Below are 17,049 nucleotides of genomic sequence, written 5' to 3'. Positions count from 1 at the left end.
TTTTTATTGCCTGCATGTTTCTCGTCAACAGACACAGCCGCTCTCAGACCCGGCGGATGGCGTAAGCCGTAGACGTGCCCGCCTCCTGCTAAGCGTCAGCCGCGAGGCGATCACAATTCTCAGGAAACTCCACCGCGACCGGGAACCCTAACACCAGTTGTGACTCGTCTACTAAACAGGGCGACTGCCATCAACGTCTAGCGGATTCAACGATGCCTGCCACCTACAACACCGCAATGGTGTGCCTCTCCATCCTGATCTCCATCGCCGGTTCCTTTACGGCCCTGGACCTGGCCAGCCGGGCACGCGCGGCAGAGAACTGGATGAAGCACGCCTGGCTGTGCGCGGCGGCCGTATGCATGGGCGGCAGCGTCTGGTCGATGCATTTTGTCGGGATGCTCGCGTTCGGCATGCCTGGTATGGAAATCAAGTACGACCTGGCGCTCACGCTCTGGTCGCTGGCCGTGCCGATTGTGGTAACCGCCATCGGCTTTTTCGCAGTAAACATCCGTGGGCCTGGAAGCAAGACGCTCGGCGTCGGCGGGCTGCTCATGGGGATCGGGATCGGGGCCATGCATTACATGGGCATGGCTGCCATGACGATGCACGCCGAACTGACCTACGACCCGCTTTGGGTTGGCATTTCGTTCGCCATTGCCATTGGCGCAGCAACCACATCTCTCTGGCTTTCGGCACAAAGTCGGCGCTTTCTGTTGCAGGCTGGGTCAGCCGTTGCCATGGGTTTTGCCGTGGCGGGCATGCATTACTCGGCGATGATTGGCGCGAACTTCACGCCCATGGACGACGCGATGCCGGCCCCGTCCAGCAATCTGGATCTACTGACACTGGCGCTAGCGGTGGCCGGTTCAACTTTCGTCGTGCTGTTTCTGGGCCTTACCGCCTCCATGTACGACAGACGCATGGCGATTATCAGCGATCACGAAGCAGCTGCATTGCGCCAGAGCGAAGAGCGCTTCCGGGAGCTGTACAGCAAGACTCCGTTGCCGCTGCATTCGCTGGATGACCAGGGCCGATTGGAGTCGGTCAGCGATGCATGGCTCATATTGATGGGCTATCGCCGTGAGGACGTGATCGGCCGTCCACTGATCAATTTCATGACCGAGCGCTCGGCGCGGCAAATGCTGGATCAGGACTGGCCCGTGCTGCTGGGTACTGGCGAATGCCTGAACGCCGAGTACCGCTTGGTCGCAAGGGGCGGTGTCTTCATCGATGTACTGGCTTCCACTCGCCTGGAGAAGACCATCCAAGGCGCACTCATCATTGGTGGGCTGGTAAACATCACCGAGCGCCGTAACGCCGAAGCCGCCCTTCGCCAGGCTCAGAAGATGGAAGCCATCGGCAAGCTGACTGGCGGTATCGCACATGACTTCAACAACCTGCTCGCGGTGGTGAGCGGAAATCTCGAACTGCTGCGCAAGCGGTTGCCGCACGACCCGGCCCGGGCGAGTACCTTGATCGATAACGCGTTGCTGGCTACCCAACGTGGCGCAAGTCTGGTTCAACGCATGCTGGCCTTTGCACGCAAGCAGGAGTTAAACCCCAGTTCAGTCGAACTGCCGGACCTGGTACTGAACATGCGTGAGCTGCTGCAACGTTCAGTCGGAACCGGCATCACCATCGACACGCGGTTTCCTCTCAGTCTGCCTCCGGCCTACGTTGACGCAAATCAGCTCGAAATGGTGTTGATCAACCTGGTCGTCAATGCCCGAGACGCGATGCCGGAAGGCGGCCTGATCTGCATCGAAGGGCAGCTGCGAGCGCTGGAGTCCGCCGGACAACGGGCCCAGGAGTTTGTCGCACTGATCGTGAATGACAACGGCACCGGCATGAATCCCGAAACATTAGCCCGCGCAACCGAACCTTTCTTTACCACCAAAGGCCCCGGTAAAGGCACCGGCCTGGGTCTGTCGATGGCGCATGGGCTCGCCGAGCAGTCCGGCGGCCTAATGGAAATCACCAGCAGTGCAGGCGTGGGCACCACCATCGAGCTTTGGCTGCCCCTGGGCGTGTCTGCCAGAACAGCCGCTCCCGCAGCAGTCGATGACAGTGAGCTGACTACTCGACCTCTATCAAACTTGACGATTCTCGTAGTCGACGACGATCCACTCGTGTTGGACAACACGGTCGCACTGCTTGAGGATCTGGGGCATCGAGTGACTGCTGTCAGCAGTGGCGACGCGGCCCTCGACGCGCTACGCCAAGCCCAGCCCTTCGATATTCTGATTACCGACCAGATGATGCCTGGAATGACCGGAACCCAACTGGCAAAAACCGTTAAAGCCGAGCACCCCGCCCTGCCAATCCTGTTGGTCAGCGGCTATGCAGATCTGTCTGAGGAAGGTCGCCTGCTGCACACGCTGGCCAAGCCTTTTACACAGCAGGCGCTGAGCGGTGCGATCAGCGAAGCGCTGGGCCGTCCCAGTTCGAATGTCGTGGTCCCCCTGCTCAGCCGGCGGTGACCCGTCAAAGACGGCAAACAACGTTACCGCCGACGATCCTAGGCCCGACGGGGCTGCCGTAGGGCCGGCCAAGCCGCACACGGTTTCAAAATCGACGAACGGCAGCGCCCCGTCTGCAACGTCAAAAGCCGAAGCCCTGCCCGCTGATGCCGGGGCTTCTGGTCCTTATAGCAAGGTCTGTTGTGGCCTGCCCCCGCTCGGCTGACTCTACTCCCATCCCCTGCGCACCCACGTCCCTGAAACGCTTGCCGACCTATGGCAGTCCAAACGGTTGGATCGCAACCCTGCCGGCACAACCGTCGCAGGAATCAGGACGGCGTGCGAAGAACGCTAGTCAGCAACCCGCTGCCACAAGGCAGCCCAGCGATGGGGCAGACCATGGCCGATGACAACCGCAACCCTCCGGGCCAGGACGCCCGCGACAGCAACCCGCGCAACGGTGTCGAGATTCATGACCCCGACGCCGCATCCAGATCGCGCCGCGCCTTTCTCAAGGCGGTCGGGGCGACCGGCCTGGCGGCGGCAGCGGTGCCCGCCTGGGGTCGGGTCGGGTACGTCAATGACGACAAGGAAGAGCCGGCTGCGCAGCGCGCGGATGGCGAAGCGGGCCCGGCGGCCGGCCAACAGCGAATCACGCTCAAGGTCAACGGCAAACCCCATACCCTGAATGTCGCGGCCAACATGGTCTTGCTCGACGTGCTGCGACATCAGCTCGATCTGACCGGCACTAAGAAAGGCTGCGATCACGGCCAGTGCGGCGCGTGCACCATTCACGTCAACGGTCAGGCGATCAATTCCTGCCTGAGCCTGGCGATTGCCCACGGCGGTGACGAGATCACCACGGTCGAAGGCCTGGAGCGCGACGGCCAGATGCATCCCATCCAGCAGGCGTTTCTCGAACACGACGCCTATCAATGCGGCTACTGCACCTCGGGCCAGATGATGACGGCCGTGGCCATCCTCAACGACCCCAGTGTCGGCAAGGACGATCTCTCCGTGCGTGAGGCCATGAGCGGCAACATCTGCCGCTGCGGTGCCTATAAGAACATCCTCAGCGCCATCCAGTCGGCGCGTAAGCAGATGAAGCCCGCCTAGGAGATCGCCATGCGCCATTTTGAATATAGCCGCGCCGACAGCGTCGAGCAGGCGGTCGCAACTTATTCCGCGGGCAAAAACGCCTCGTTTCTCGCCGGCGGTACCAACCTGCTGGATATGGTCAAGCTCGACATCATGCGCCCGGAGTTGTTGGTCGACGTCAATCGGCTGCAACTCGGTCAGGTTGAAGAACTGGATGACGGACGACTCAAGGTCGGCGCCATGGTCTCCAACGCCGCGCTGGCCCGCCATCCGCGTGTAGAACAGGACTACCGGGTGCTGTCCGAAGCGCTGCTGTCCGGCGCCTCGACGCAATTGCGCAACAAGGCGACCACCGGTGGCAACGTCATGCAACGGGTGCGCTGCCCCTACTTCCGCGATGGCACCTCGGCCTGCAACAAGCGTGACCCCGGCTCAGGCTGCTCGGCCATTGGCGGTTACAACCGCTCGGTGCATGCGGTGCTCGGGACCAGCGATCAGTGCATCGCCAGTCATCCCTCCGATATGTGCGTGGCCATGGCAGCCATTGGCGCCAAGGTCAACGTGGTCGGCCCCAATGGGGCACGTGATATCGACTTTCTCGACTTTCACCTGCTACCGGGCGACAAGCCCTGGGAAGAGTTCGCGCTCAAGGATGATGAGCTGATCACCCACGTCACCCTGGATGCGCCGCTGCAGGGCGGGAAATCCGGCTATCTGAAGCTGCGCGATCGTTCCTCGTACCAGTTTGCCCTGGCCTCGAGCGCAGTCATCGTTGCGCTCGACGGCAACACCATCCGTGATGCGCGTTTGGCACTTGGCGGCGTCGCGACCAAACCCTGGCGCGCCCTGGAAGCCGAGCAGGCCCTCAAAGGGCAACCGGCTAACACCGCCACGTTCGAGAAGGCTGCGCGCATCGCCATGCAAGGGGCCAAGGGCTACGAGCACAACGCATTCAAGATTCCGCTGGGGCAGCAAGCCATCGTGCGCACGCTGACCAACCTCACCGCCGGATGAAGCCAGCCAATACAGGACCGCAACCATGAGCGAGAAAATCATCGGTGCCGCCAAGCCGCGCATCGACGGCCCACAGAAGCTGACCGGCCGCGCCAAGTATTCCTCGGACAACAACCTGCCCGGCATGGTGTATGCCTACGGCGTGTTCAGCACCATCGCCCGCGGCGAAATCACCAACATCGATACCCGCGTGGCGAAACAGTCTCCCGGCGTGATCGACATCTTTCATCACAACCACTTCCCGAAGCTGTACCACACGCCCAGCAGTATGGCGCAGGAAAACAAGGTCGACGAGGTGCGCCTGCCGTTCGAAGACAACAAGGTCTATTACGCCGGCCAGTTCGTCGCGCTGGTGGTGGCTGACACCTTCGAGAACGCCCGTGCAGCCGCCTACAAGGTCAAGGTCGATTATCAGAAGAGCGCCGCCATCGCCAATCTTGACCAGGCTGTCGAACGCAACGGCAGCAAGATGCAGAAAAAATCCAACCATACCCGGGGCAATCCCGAACAGGCGTACGGGAACGCGGCCAAGACCATTGATGCCACGTACTACACGCCGGTCGAGACGCACAACCCGATGGAGATGCACGCCACCGTGGCGGCCTGGAATGACGGCAAGCTGACCATGTACGACACGACCCAGGGCGTGGTGAATGCACGCAACGTCTACGCCAAGGTGTTTGGCCTATCGCCTGATCGGGTCGAGGTGCTGACGCCGTTTCTCGGCTCGGGTTTCGGCAGCAAGTTATGGCCCTGGCCGAACGCCATTGCCGCGGCGGCGGCCGCCCGTGAAGTCGGTCGGCCCGTGCAGCTGGTGGTACCGCGCCAGGAGATGTTCACCACCACTGGCCACCGCCCCGAGACTCGCCAGCGGATGCGACTGGGCACCGATAACTCTGGTCGATTGGTCTCGCTGCGCCATGAGACGATCTACACCACGTCCACGGTCGACCAGGTCGATACCTACGTCGAGTCGTGCGGAAAGATGACCCAGGGCCTGTACAGCTGCGACAACCTGAGCGTGACCCACGCTGCGGCCCGCACCAACCGCGGCACGCCCACCTCGATGCGCGCGCCAGGCGCGGCGCCGGGCATGTTTGCGCTGGAATCGGCGATGGACGAGATGGCCGAGCAACTCGGCATGGACCCTCTCGAATTCCGCCGTCGCAATGTCTCCGACACTGACGAGAGCAAGGGACTGCCCTGGTCGAGCAATCAGATTCGTGAAGCCTACGACCAGGCCGCCGAGCGTTTTGGCTGGGCCAAACGCAATCCAGCAATCGGCTCGATGCGCGAGGGCAATGAAATCATTGGCTGGGGCATGGCGAGCTGCAACTGGGAGGCGATCCGCCGGCCCTGCGATGCGCGGGTTTCGCTGCGTGCCGACGGTTCCGCTTTTGCTTCCTGTGCAACCCAAGACATCGGTACCGGCACCTACACCATCGTGGCCCAGGCGGTCAGTGATGTAACCGGCGTACCGCTGGAGAAGATCGAGGTCGAGCTCGGTGACTCTTCCTATCCGTCCGGGCCGATCTCCGGCGGTTCCTGGGCGACGGCGACCACCCTGCCCGCCATCGCCGCAGCCGGGCGCAAGGCCATCGAGGTGCTCAAGGAGTATGCGACGTCGGAAAACGGGGCCTTTCCAGATGCCAAGCCAGAGGACCTTACTTTCGAAGACGGTCAGCTGAAGAACACCGATGGGAAGTCGATCGGTTTCGCCGAGGTGCTCAAGGCCCGCAAGCTGGCCAGTGCCGACGGTGAGGCGCATACCGAAGGCGCCCCCACCGAGACCTATGCCTTCCGCTCGTTCGGTGCACATTTTGTCGAGGTACGCTGGGACCCGGGTATCTCCAACCTGCGCGTCACCCGCGTGGTCAGCGCCATCGATGTCGGCCGCGCCATCAACGCGTTGACGTCGCGCAACCAGGTCGAGGGCGCCATTGTCATGGGCATCGGCATGGCGCGTTTCGAGCAGACTGACTACGACCACCGCGATGCACGCCCGGTGAACAACAACTACGCCGAATACCTGGTGCCGGTTCATGCTGACCAGCCGGACGTCGACGTCATCCTGCTCGACTATCCGGACTTCAAGTTCAACGAGTTCGGCGCGCGCGGCATTGGCGAAATCGGCATCACCGGGATACCCGCCGCGGTTGCCAACGCGGTCTACCACGCCACCGGCAAGCGCATCCGCGACCTGCCGATCACCATGGACAAGCTGATGGACGCCTCGGCTTCGGTGAAACAGGCGTAACGGCGAGGCTGCTGGAAGGCAGCCTGCTCGCTCAGGCGCGGCCGACCAGACAGCTGCAGGCTCTGGCCGCCTGGCCAGGGTTTTGCTGCTAGAGCTCTGCAGGTGGCGCTTCGGTTCCGTCCCAGCGTTGAGACTGATGCGAGCTACACGTCCACACGCACATGCAGCCAGACGAAACACGCCGACGCCACTGCTCACCTCGCGGCAACGGGTCGTCCGACACGAAAAAGCCGGCCTGAAAGGCCGGCTCACGAGGCCGCAAACAGAACGCTACCGATGCGTCTGATTACAGACGAATCGGCAGCGTTCGCCCGTCAGCTCTTGCCTTTCTTGATTGCCTCTCCCGAACCGAGATCGGCACCGGTCAGCGGATCGACGGAGACGTCGGACTGGGTCCGCACCGCCATCTGCTGCACTACTTTCTGCTGTGCCTTGCTCAGATCGACGGAGGGTTTTCCATCTCCGCCATCTACAGCCGGCTCTGGGTTCTCGACGAACTCCCACTCCGGCCCCTGGTTCCAAGGGCCGCGCAAGTCGCCTTCGCCCTGCGAAAGGTTGTAGTAGACGTTGGCAAATTGCGGATCACCCGGCAGTTTGCCCTGAGGGAAGTTGGGCTGAATCGCGTGCAAGGCCTTCTCGAAGGATTTCTGATGCGCAATTTCGCGGGTCATCAGAAATTTGAGTGCATCCTTGATGCCTGGGTCATCGGTCACGTTGATCAGACGCTCGTAGACGATCTTGGCGCGCGCCTCGGCGGCAATGTTGGAACGCAGATCTGCGGTCGGTTCGCCGATGGAGTCGACATACGCTGCCGTCCAGGGCACACCCGCCGAATTGGTCAGCGCCGGACCGCCGCCGTAGAGCAGCGAGGTGATGTGCGAATCGTTACCGCCACCGGTCAAAGAGCGATACAAATCCGCTTCCTTTTCGACACCTTCGGACAACTCACCCTTGGCACCCTTGTTGAGCATGCCGACGATGGAGCCAATGACTTCCAGGTGGCTGAGCTCTTCGGTCGCAATGTCCATGAGCATGTCTTTGCGGCCTGGGTCATCCTCGGCTACGCCTTGGACGAAGTAGCGCATCGCAGCGGCCAACTCGCCTTGCGGTCCGCCGAACTGCTCGAGCATCAGGTTGGCCAGTCCCGGATTCGGAGCGGCTACTCGCACGGTGTATTGAAGTCGTTTGTTATGGACGAACATGGTTCACCTCTCAGGTTGGGCTTCCCTAATTCACTGCCTCCTATGTGGTCAAAAATGGTCGCTGCGAACTGCACTGATTGCAGGCGACCCTAAAGATGGAGTGCAAGGCGCGGCAGCCGTCCGATTGTTTTTTTCAATGAAGGCCATGAGAAATAGCAATGGCTTGTCGTCGCCGTTTGACGGTCCCTCGCCCCTGCCACTTTGCTGTTCCCGTCATGAAAAAACGTGAACGGTTCCAAACGAGACGACTCTATCGAAACCACAGCTTTTGCTGATCGAGGTCTCAGATGCGTCATCCCCTAGGTTCCATCCGTAACCGCTTCGCCACCTTAATGCTTGCAGCCGCAGCACTCTCGCTCGGCAGCACGCCAGGCCTTGCTGACTCGCCACAGGTGCTCGGTTGGGTCGAGGAAGGGTTGATCCTTCCTGAAAGGGTCGCGGTGAAATTCAAGCTCGACACCGGCGCCCTGACTTCTTCCATGCATGCGGAAAACATCGATCATTTCGAGAAGGATGGCGAAGACTGGGTACGATTTACCGTCGAGCTGGAAGACATCAACACCGACAAGCAGGTGCGGACTCGCCTGGAACGCCCGCTGATCCGCGACATAAAGGTGCGTGGTGCAGGCGGCGCCGAAGAGCGGCCGGTGGTGCTGATGAAGGTCTGCCTCGGCAGCCAAATGTATGAAGAGCAGTTCTCGCTAAACGACCGGGACAAGATGAATTACCCGGTGCTGATTGGCCGCCGCACGCTGGAAAAGGTTGGCCTGGTGGATTCATCCAAGACCTTTACCATCGAGCCAAGTTGCTCCGAGCCTGAGCAGTAACAGCCATCAAACCCGACCGGGCATTGCGCGCTAGCCAGCACGCTCAGTGCTGCGGTCGGCATCGATCCGCAAGCCCGGCGCTTTTTCTGCAACTCACCCAAGCCCCTCCGGTCAACTGAACAGCAGCCTGTCGCCGCCAGCGAGGCGACAGCCCTGGCTGCCTGGGCAGATCTCAGCAAAACGACCAGTCATGCGGGGGATTCGTGGAGCATCAAGGTGAATACCTGAGACAGGGCGCCATGCCATCCGACATGAGCATGGACGCACACATGCAGATGATGGAGCGACGCCGGCTCGCCACGCTCTGGTGCCATTTCGTCAATGCACTGCTGGGGCTATGGGTGCTTAGCGCCCCCTTCATCTTTGGCTACTTGAACATCGCACCAACCGATCTGGACTTGCCAAGACTGGCGGCCGAACGTGACCTACCGAGTGTCGCCACCCGCGCCCTGCTGATGACCTGGAACGACGTCGTCAGTGGTGCGTTGATCGTGCTTTTTTCGATCCTTTCGCTGAAGCGTATCGCCTGGGCGCAATGGGCTAACACGGTCATGGGTCTCTGGCTGATGCTGGCACCGCTGCTGTTCTGGACGCCCTCGCCCGCCGGCTACGGCAATGCACTTCTGGTCGGCGGGCTGGTGATCGCCTTCTCGACCCTGGTGCCGATGATGCCCGGCATGAGCATGAGCGGCATGATGCAGAAGGCAGCCGTGCCGCCGGGTTGGGACTACAATCCATCGACCTGGCTGCAGCGGTTGCCCATCGCCTTTCTGGCGGTGATCGGCATCCTGCTGGCCCGGTACCTGGCCGGCTATCAGTTGGGGCATACCGCCAACGCCTGGGATCCGTTCTTTGGGACCGAGCCCAACGGCACCGAGACCATCATCACCTCCGACATGTCCCGCGCCTGGCCGGTCTCCGACGCCGGAGTCGGTGTCATGGCCTACATGATCGAACTGTTGATGGCGGTAATGGGCGACGCGCGTCGCTGGCGGACCATGCCCTGGATGGTCGCCGGGTTTGGCGTGGTCGTGGTGCCATTGGGCGCGGTGAGTATCTTCTTCATCATCGCCCAGCCGATCTTCATCGACACCTGGTGCACGCTCTGCCTGGTCCAGGCGCTGGCGATGCTGGTGATGATGCCTTACGCCTTGAATGAGCTGGTGGCCATGGGCCAATTCCTCAAAGACGCCAAGAGGCGTGGTAAGCCGTTCTGGAAAACCTTCTGGCAAGGCGACGCGATGGAAGGCGCGCGCGAGGACAACACACCCGAATTCGATAACAGCCTGTCGTCCATGACTTTGAAAGGGCTTCGCGGCGTGAATCCCCCGTGGGGCCTTGCGCTGCTCTGCATCCTCGGCGTCTGGCAGATGTGCACACGCCTGATATTCGGCACCGAGGGTTCCATGGCCAACAGCGACCACCTGATGGGCGCATTGTTGATCACCGTCTCGGTGCTGGCCTTTGCCGAAGTGGCGCGCCCGCTACGTTTTCTCAACTTGCCGATCGGTGCCTGGCTGATCGCCGCTCCGTCCTTTCTGGAGGGTGCCGGCTTCGCCGCCACCGTTGGCAGCCTGATCGCCGGCGTACTGGTCATTGGCCTGAGCCTGCCGCGCGGACCGATTCGCCACCGCTATGCGGGCTGGAACGCGCTGCTGCGCTAACCCATCAAAGACAAGGAGCTTTTAGATGAGCGACCGCGAACAGACTGCCGTGATCTGTGGAGGCACTGCTGGCGTAGGCCGCGCAACGGCCCATGCGTTCGCGCAGGCGGGCTTTCGCGTGGCGGTGATCGCACGCGGTGAGCAGGGCCTGGCCGACACACGCGAAGAACTGGAAGCGGCCGGGGCGAAGGTGTTGGCGATTTCAGCCGATGTTGCCGATGCCGATGCCGTCGACCACGCCGCCGAGCGAATCGAGGCGGAGCTGGGCCCGATCGAGGTCTGGGTCAATGCCGCCATGGCCACGGTGTTCGGACCGGTCAACAAGACCAGCGCCGCGGAATTCAAGCGGGTCACCGAGGTGACTTATCTGGGCTTCGTTCACGGCACGCTGGCGGCGCTACGCTATATGGAGGCCCGCAACCGGGGCACCATTGTTCAGGTCGGCTCGGCGTTGTCCTACCGTTCGATTCCGCTGCAATCCGCCTACTGCGCGGCGAAATTCGCGATCCGAGGTTTCACCGATTCGCTGCGCTGCGAACTGATCCATACCAACAGCAAGGTCCGGTTGACCATGGTCCAGCTTCCTGCGCACAACACGCCGCAGTTCGATTGGTCGCGTAACAAGATGGGCAAACGCCCGCAGCCGGTTCCGCCCATCCATACCCCAGAGGTGGCCGCACGCGCCATTTTGCGCGCCGCGACCGATGCACCGCGTGAACTCTGGTTGGGGCGCGCCTCGTTCCAGGCGATCATCGGCAACATGTTCATGCCTGGCCTGCTCGACCGGATGATGGCCAAGCAGGCCTGGAGCGGGCAGATGACCGATGAGCCGGTCAGTGATGAACAGCCTGACAACCTGTTCCAGCCGGTCGACGGACTGCACCGAATCGACGGCCGGTTCGGCAGTCAGGTGAAGGACAAGGCACTCGGTTTGAGTGCCGAAACGGTCGGTAAACTGGCCGCCGGTGGCCTGGCAGTGATCGCCGTACTCGTCATCGCGCTGGTCGCCGCCATCGCCAGTTAGGGCCACGCATGGGCGCCCTGCCACGGCCCGGCCGGGCAGATTTCGACCCATGGCTCGGTCAACCTGCCTTGGTGTCTGTCGAGACAGCTTCGGCCGGAGTCGCTGAGTGGGACTTCAACTCCTGCCGCGCCTGCCGAACGACCGAGAAGCCGGCTGACAATGCAAGCCCGGCCATGACCAGCGCCACGACCAGATCAGGCCAGCCGGCGCCAGTGCCGAACACCCCGACGGCGGCAATCATCACGGCGATGTTGCCGATTGCGTCATTGCGGCTGCACAGCCAGACCGAACGCATGTTGGAATCGCCTTCGCGGAAGGTGTAGAGCATCACCGCAACGATGACATTGGCAACCAATGCCAGCGTGCCGACGATGCCCATGGTCAGCGGTTCGGGCACCACGTCGGCATACACTGACCAGCCGGCTCTGCCCAGTACGAGCACGCCAAAGGCCAGCATCGACAAGCCCTTCACCATGGCCGCGCGCGATCGCCAGACCAGCCCCATCGACAACACCACCAGGGTGATCCCGTAGTTGGCCGCATCGCCCGCAAAGTCGATGGCATCGGCCAGCAAGGAAACCGAGCCGGAACGAATCCCGCTGATGATTTCCACGACAAACATGAGCAGATTGATCGCCAGCGCGACCCACAACGCCTTGCGGAAGCCCGGATTGACCGCCGGGGTAGAGCAACCGGAATCACAGCATCTCGACGACATCGGATGTCCTCCTGAACTATATTCGAAGCCATTGCACACCCTGAAGCAACTCCAGGGTCAAGCCCCATTTACCGAATCAAGCCGACACATAGGAGGCCATGATGCGCATAGGCGAGCTGAGCACAGCGGCCGAGGTTGACGTCGAGACCATTCGCTATTACGAAAAGATCGGCTTGATGCCCGCCCCGCAGCGCGGCGCCAACGGCTATCGGTCCTATTCATCCAAGCAGCTGGCGCAGCTGACGTTCATTCGCCATTGCCGCGCACTGGACATTGGCCTGGCTGATATCCGCCGGCTGCTGGAGTTCTCCAACCACCCGGATGCCAGCTGCGGAGACATTAACCTGCTGATCGACGAGCAGCTCGAACGCGTCCGCACGCGACTGGAAAACCTCCATGCCCTTGAACGTCAGTTGCAGGAATTGCGCAGCTGCTGCACTGGCAACAGCGCGATGCACGGCTGCGGCATCCTCAACGAGCTGAGCAGTGCGCCGCTGGCTGGCGACGATACGCAGCCGTAGGCAGTAGTTCCTCGCTTGCGGCCAGTCCGGTGTCAACGAGACCTGGCATGCGCACCGTTCCATCCGAGAACAAAACACGGCCTGCAGGCGCCTCGCTGACACGGGTCGCTGCTAAGAGCTGCAAACGGGATGCTTGGCGCAACAAAGCGGCAGCGATACTCTTCGGCTCTTTTGCCGCGAGCCTTTCCAATGCCCCTGTTCGATATGCTGCTGTTGATCGCCGCCGGCTTTGCTGCGGGAGGCATGAACGCACTCGCAGGCGGCGGCACCTTCTTTTCGTTTCCCGCACTGCTGGCAACCGGCTTGCCACCCGTGACCGCCAACGCGACGAATGCCGTAGCGCTCTGGCCCGCCAGCCTCGCCGCCGCCTGGGCCGCACGCTCGGCCTTGCGCCCCCTTGGTCGCTACCTGATCCCCCTACTGCTGGCGGGCCTGGTCGGGGGTCTGCTGGGCGGCCTGTTGCTGCTGGCCAGCGGCGATGACGTCTTCAGTCTGCTCATTCCCTGGCTGCTATTGCTCGCCACCGCACTGTTCGCCGCCAGTCCCTGGCTGAGCCGCTGGCTCGCGGCGCGCCGCAAGGACACCAATGCGGTGCCGCCTCACGCACCAACATCGCTGGCCGCTCACGGACTGGTCTCGATCTACGGCGGCTACTTCGGCGCCGGCATGGGCATCCTGCAACTGGCGGCCTTTTCCATCGAAGGCCATCAGCTGGTCCGCGCCAACGCGCTGAAAAACCTGATCTCTGCAGTGATCTACAGCGTGGCAACGGCGACCTTCGTGATTGCCGGACGAGTCAGCGGCTACGAGCTGGCGATCCTGCTGGTGGGCACCACGCTCGGCGGCTACGCGGGCGGCGCGTTGAGCAAGAAACTACCCGCCACCTGGCTGCGTTTGTTCGTCATCCTGGTCGGCAGCGTCATGACCGTTTACTACTTCAAGGCCATGTACCTGCCTTGACCGACAGGCATCTAGCCCGCTCGGCTTATGGCTTCTGCCGCAGAGCTCTGCTAGTGTCGCGCCCGATTCAGAGCAGCCGCAGAGAACAGGTTCCCGCATGGCCCGCAAGAAAGTCGCCCTCGATTTCGAACAATCCCTCGCCGAGTTACAGCAGCTGGTCGAGCGTCTGGAAAGTGGCGAGCTGTCGCTGGAGGATTCGCTGACCTGCTTCGAGCAGGGCATCGGCCTGACTCGCGATTGCCAGGCTGCTTTGAGCCAGGCTGAGCAGAAGGTGCAGATCCTCCTCGAGCGCGACGGCAAACTGCAGGAAGCGCCATTCGAGGTGGACCCGGAAGCATGATCGGCGCCTACCAGAAACGCTGCCAGCAACGCGTAGACAGCTGCCTAGACACGCTCTTCTCCCCGCCTCGGCCGCAACTCGACCGTCTCTATCAGGCCATGCGCTACAGCGTGATGAATGGGGGCAAGCGCGTCCGCCCGCTGCTGGTCTACGCCGCATGCGAAGCGCTCGAGGGCGAGGTTGCGCTGGCAGATGGTGCAGCCTGTGCTGTCGAACTGATTCATGCCTATTCGCTGGTCCATGACGATCTGCCAGCGATGGATGACGATGACCTGCGTCGTGGCCAGCCCACCACGCACAAAGCGTTCGATGAAGCCTGCGCCATTCTCGCCGGAGACGGCCTGCAGAGCCTGGCGTTCGAGGCCCTGGCGCTGGATGCCCATAATCCTGCGGATCCGTCACTGCGCTTGGACATGGTCGCCAGCCTCGCACGCGCAGCCGGACCGGCCGGCATGGTCGGTGGCCAGGCCATCGATCTTGGTTCGGTGGGTCTGAAGCTTGATCGAACCGCGCTGGAGCTGATGCACCGGCATAAGACTGGTGCTCTGATCGAGGTCAGCGTGCGCCTCGGCGCCCTTGCCAGCGGCCGTGCCGACGCGTCGACGCTGTCAGCGCTGCAGCAATATGCGCAAGCCGTGGGCCTGGCCTTCCAGGTACAGGACGACATCCTCGACGTGGAAAGCGACACCGCGACGCTGGGCAAGCACCAGGGTGCCGACATCGCGCGTGACAAACCGACCTACCCGGCGCTGCTGGGCATGGACAGCGCCAAGGCTTATGCGCTTGAGTTGCGCGACTTGGCGCTCGCCGCACTCGCCCCGTTCGGAACTAGAGCCGAGCCGCTGCGCCAGCTGGCCTGCTTTATCGTCGAACGCCGCAGCTGAAAGCCAAATCGCAAGTGCTCGCCGCTGTGGCTGTTCGCCCCAGCGGTGACCGTTGATGCTTGAGGCGTTCTTATCGTTGTAACCATCGGGTAAACTGCGGCTCTTTTTTCAGCCAAAATGATTCGCCCGATGCCCAAGACGTTTCATGAGATTCCTCGGGTCCGCCCTGCGACGCCCGTTCTAGATCGCGCGGCTACGCCCGAGCAGCTGCGCCGCCTAGGCGAAGCGGAACTCGAAGAACTCGCCAACGAACTGCGTCAGGACCTCCTCTACAGCGTGGGCCGGACCGGCGGGCACTTCGGTGCTGGCCTTGGCGTGATCGAGCTGACCATTGCCCTGCATTATGTCTACGACACGCCGAAAGACCGCCTGGTCTGGGATGTCGGTCATCAGGCCTATCCGCACAAAATCCTCACCGGGCGCCGCGAGCGCATGGAAAGTCTGCGTCAGAAGGATGGCCTCGCTGCCTTTCCGCGCCGCAGCGAGAGCGAGTACGACACCTTTGGCGTCGGCCACTCCAGCACCTCCATCAGTGCCGCCCTGGGCATGGCCATCGCCGCCCGAATGCAAGGCAAGAAACGCAAGTCGATTGCGGTCATTGGCGACGGTGCGCTTACCGCCGGGATGGCCTTCGAAGCGCTGAACCACGCACCGGAAGTCGGTGCAGACATGCTCGTGGTGCTCAACGACAACGACATGTCGATCTCGCGCAACGTTGGCGGCCTATCCAACTATTTGGCGAAGATTCTCTCCAGTCGTACCTATTCGAGCATGCGCGAAGGCAGCAAAAAGGTCCTCTCGCGCCTGCCCGGCGCCTGGGAAATTGCGCGTCGCACCGAGGAATACGCCAAGGGCATGCTGGTCCCCGGCACACTGTTCGAAGAGCTCGGCTGGAACTACATCGGCCCCATCGACGGCCATGACCTGCCGACCCTGATCGGCACCCTGCGTAACATGCGAGATCTCTCCGGCCCGCAGTTTCTGCACGTGGTGACAAAAAAGGGCAAAGGCTTCGCCCCGGCCGAAGTCGACCCGATCACTTGGCACGCGATCAGCAAGCTCGAACCCATCGGCGCGCCGGTCAAGCCTAAGAAACCCAGCGGTCCCAAATATTCCAATGTGTTCGGCCAGTGGCTGTGCGATATGGCTGCGGCAGACCCGCGCCTGATGGGTATCACCCCGGCGATGAAAGAAGGCTCCGACCTGGTCGATTTCAGCGAGCGCTACCCTGACCGCTACTTCGATGTCGCGATTGCCGAACAGCATGCGGTTACCCTCGCTGCCGGCATGGCCTGTGAAGGCGCCAAGCCCGTGGTGGCGATCTATTCGACCTTCCTGCAGCGTGCCTACGACCAGCTGATTCATGACGTCGCGGTGCAAAACCTCGACGTACTCTTCGCCATCGACCGCGCTGGTTTGGTTGGCGAGGACGGTCCGACCCACGCGGGCAGCTTCGACCTGACCTATCTGCGTTGCATCCCCGGCATGCTGGTGATGACCCCAAGCGATGAGAACGAGATGCGCCGGATGCTCACCACCGGCTATCATTTCGAAGGTCCCGCCGCCGTGCGATATCCGCGTGGTACCGGCCCGAACGCAAGCCTGGAACCGGGCCTCGAACCGCTGGAAATCGGCAAGGCAGTGGTGCGGCGCGAAGGTAAGCAGGTCGCTTTGCTGGTGTTCGGTGTGCAACTGCCGGAAGCCATGCAGGTTGCCGAAGCCCTGGACGCAACCGTCGTCGACATGCGTTTCGTCAAACCCCTGGACGAGGCGATGGTTCGCCAGATGGCCGACAGCCACGACCTACTGGTGACCATCGAGGAGAACAGCATCATGGGCGGTGCTGGCAGCGCGGTCGGCGAGTTCCTCGCTTCGCAGAACCTGAGCACACCGATCCTTCATCTTGGCCTGCCCGACTACTATGTCGAACATGCCAAACCCACCGAGATGATCAAGGAGTGCGGACTGGACGCCGCCGGAATTGAAGCTGCGGTTCAGGCGCGCCTGGCGGACTTGCGCACCCAGCCGTAGGGTCCAGCGCCACCGCAGGTAGCAGCGAGACGGCTAGCCACACCGCGAAA

The 17,049-nt window shown here is 62.2% G+C and carries 14 protein-coding genes; 12 read left to right on the top strand and 2 right to left on the bottom strand.

The genetic code is table 11. From position 1 onward, the window contains the following. The first annotated feature begins 212 nt into the window (after nt 1–212). From ALTERO38_RS02225 to ALTERO38_RS02210, 4 genes are all read left to right on the top strand, one after another. Nucleotides 213–2,480 carry an MHYT domain-containing protein gene (locus tag ALTERO38_RS02225; protein ID WP_159967113.1) on the top strand — a complete coding sequence of 756 codons (2,268 nt, stop codon included), beginning with the start codon at nt 213–215 and terminating at the stop codon, nt 2,478–2,480. A 318-nt stretch (nt 2,481–2,798) separates the two neighbouring features. Beyond that, complete coding sequence (locus ALTERO38_RS02220) at nt 2,799–3,575, top strand: (2Fe-2S)-binding protein (RefSeq protein ID WP_256663750.1); 777 nt, start codon at nt 2,799–2,801, stop codon at nt 3,573–3,575. Between the two features lie 9 nt (nt 3,576–3,584). Next, complete coding sequence (locus ALTERO38_RS02215; RefSeq protein WP_159967112.1) at nt 3,585–4,571, top strand: xanthine dehydrogenase family protein subunit M; 987 nt, start codon at nt 3,585–3,587, stop codon at nt 4,569–4,571. Nucleotides 4,572–4,596: 25 nt separating this feature from the next. After that, nucleotides 4,597–6,828, top strand: a complete 2,232-nt coding sequence (locus tag ALTERO38_RS02210; RefSeq protein WP_159967111.1) for a xanthine dehydrogenase family protein molybdopterin-binding subunit — start codon at nt 4,597–4,599, stop codon at nt 6,826–6,828. Between the two features lie 314 nt (nt 6,829–7,142). Here the strand turns inward: ALTERO38_RS02210 and ALTERO38_RS02205 are convergent, their stop codons facing one another. Further along, on the bottom strand, nt 7,143–8,030 hold the full coding sequence (locus tag ALTERO38_RS02205; RefSeq protein ID WP_159967110.1) for a manganese catalase family protein: 888 nt from the start codon (nt 8,028–8,030) through the stop codon (nt 7,143–7,145). 287 nt (nt 8,031–8,317) lie between these two features. On the opposite strand from ALTERO38_RS02205, the gene ALTERO38_RS02200 reads away from it, so the two are divergent. From ALTERO38_RS02200 to ALTERO38_RS02190, 3 genes are all read left to right on the top strand, one after another. Next, complete coding sequence (locus tag ALTERO38_RS02200; protein ID WP_159967109.1) at nt 8,318–8,857, top strand: ATP-dependent zinc protease; 540 nt, start codon at nt 8,318–8,320, stop codon at nt 8,855–8,857. 203 nt (nt 8,858–9,060) lie between these two features. Continuing rightward, nucleotides 9,061–10,521 carry a vitamin K epoxide reductase family protein gene (locus ALTERO38_RS02195; RefSeq protein ID WP_256663749.1) on the top strand — a complete coding sequence of 487 codons (1,461 nt, stop codon included), beginning with the start codon at nt 9,061–9,063 and terminating at the stop codon, nt 10,519–10,521. 25 nt (nt 10,522–10,546) lie between these two features. Next, entirely contained in the window at nt 10,547–11,545 is a 999-nt protein-coding gene (locus ALTERO38_RS02190) for an SDR family oxidoreductase (RefSeq protein WP_159967108.1), read from the top strand. A 58-nt stretch (nt 11,546–11,603) separates the two neighbouring features. On the opposite strand, the gene ALTERO38_RS02185 is transcribed toward ALTERO38_RS02190, so the two are convergent. After that, nucleotides 11,604–12,263, bottom strand: a complete 660-nt coding sequence (locus tag ALTERO38_RS02185) for a cation transporter (protein WP_159967107.1) — start codon at nt 12,261–12,263, stop codon at nt 11,604–11,606. A 98-nt stretch (nt 12,264–12,361) separates the two neighbouring features. Here ALTERO38_RS02185 and cadR point away from each other — a divergent pair, with 98 nt between their 5' ends. From cadR to dxs, 5 genes are all read left to right on the top strand, one after another. After that, nucleotides 12,362–12,784: a Cd(II)/Pb(II)-responsive transcriptional regulator gene (cadR, locus tag ALTERO38_RS02180; RefSeq protein ID WP_256663748.1), complete on the top strand. Its 423-nt coding sequence runs from the start codon at nt 12,362–12,364 to the stop codon at nt 12,782–12,784. Nucleotides 12,785–12,973: 189 nt separating this feature from the next. Next, nucleotides 12,974–13,744, top strand: coding sequence for a sulfite exporter TauE/SafE family protein (locus ALTERO38_RS02175; RefSeq protein WP_102837023.1), 771 nt, complete (start codon nt 12,974–12,976; stop codon nt 13,742–13,744). Nucleotides 13,745–13,841: 97 nt separating this feature from the next. Then, nucleotides 13,842–14,084, top strand: coding sequence for an exodeoxyribonuclease VII small subunit (locus tag ALTERO38_RS02170; protein ID WP_102837024.1), 243 nt, complete (start codon nt 13,842–13,844; stop codon nt 14,082–14,084). Continuing rightward, a complete protein-coding gene (locus tag ALTERO38_RS02165) occupies nt 14,081–14,968 on the top strand; it encodes a polyprenyl synthetase family protein (RefSeq protein ID WP_159967106.1) in 888 nt (295 codons plus the stop codon). Before ALTERO38_RS02170 ends, ALTERO38_RS02165 begins: the two co-directional genes overlap by 4 nt. A gap of 129 nt (nt 14,969–15,097) precedes the next feature. After that, nucleotides 15,098–16,999, top strand: coding sequence for a 1-deoxy-D-xylulose-5-phosphate synthase (gene dxs / locus ALTERO38_RS02160; RefSeq protein WP_159967105.1), 1,902 nt, complete (start codon nt 15,098–15,100; stop codon nt 16,997–16,999). The last annotated feature ends 50 nt before the right edge of the window (nt 17,000–17,049 follow it).

The sequence above is a fragment of the Pseudomonas sp. 9Ag genome, assembly GCF_902506445.1.
GTDB classification, from domain to species: domain Bacteria; phylum Pseudomonadota; class Gammaproteobacteria; order Pseudomonadales; family Pseudomonadaceae; genus Stutzerimonas; species Stutzerimonas stutzeri_AB.
Note: the sequence above shows the minus strand (reverse complement) of the source record. Positions and strands in the feature narration are given on the sequence as shown.

Excerpts from the sequence above, each read along its gene's own strand:
- ALTERO38_RS02170 (WP_102837024.1), top strand. The coding sequence starts at position 13,842 with ATGGCCCGCAAGAAAGTCGCCCTCGATTTCGAACAATCCCTCGCCGAG.
- ALTERO38_RS02185 (WP_159967107.1), bottom strand. The coding sequence starts at position 12,263 with ATGTCGTCGAGATGCTGTGATTCCGGTTGCTCTACCCCGGCGGTCAAT.
- ALTERO38_RS02215 (WP_159967112.1), top strand. The coding sequence starts at position 3,585 with ATGCGCCATTTTGAATATAGCCGCGCCGACAGCGTCGAGCAGGCGGTC.
- ALTERO38_RS02175 (WP_102837023.1), top strand. The coding sequence starts at position 12,974 with ATGCCCCTGTTCGATATGCTGCTGTTGATCGCCGCCGGCTTTGCTGCG.
- ALTERO38_RS02210 (WP_159967111.1), top strand. The coding sequence starts at position 4,597 with ATGAGCGAGAAAATCATCGGTGCCGCCAAGCCGCGCATCGACGGCCCA.
- ALTERO38_RS02190 (WP_159967108.1), top strand. The coding sequence starts at position 10,547 with ATGAGCGACCGCGAACAGACTGCCGTGATCTGTGGAGGCACTGCTGGC.
- cadR (WP_256663748.1), top strand. The coding sequence starts at position 12,362 with ATGATGCGCATAGGCGAGCTGAGCACAGCGGCCGAGGTTGACGTCGAG.
- ALTERO38_RS02225 (WP_159967113.1), top strand. The coding sequence starts at position 213 with ATGCCTGCCACCTACAACACCGCAATGGTGTGCCTCTCCATCCTGATC.
- ALTERO38_RS02205 (WP_159967110.1), bottom strand. The coding sequence starts at position 8,030 with ATGTTCGTCCATAACAAACGACTTCAATACACCGTGCGAGTAGCCGCT.
- dxs (WP_159967105.1), top strand. The coding sequence starts at position 15,098 with ATGCCCAAGACGTTTCATGAGATTCCTCGGGTCCGCCCTGCGACGCCC.
- ALTERO38_RS02165 (WP_159967106.1), top strand. The coding sequence starts at position 14,081 with ATGATCGGCGCCTACCAGAAACGCTGCCAGCAACGCGTAGACAGCTGC.
- ALTERO38_RS02200 (WP_159967109.1), top strand. The coding sequence starts at position 8,318 with ATGCGTCATCCCCTAGGTTCCATCCGTAACCGCTTCGCCACCTTAATG.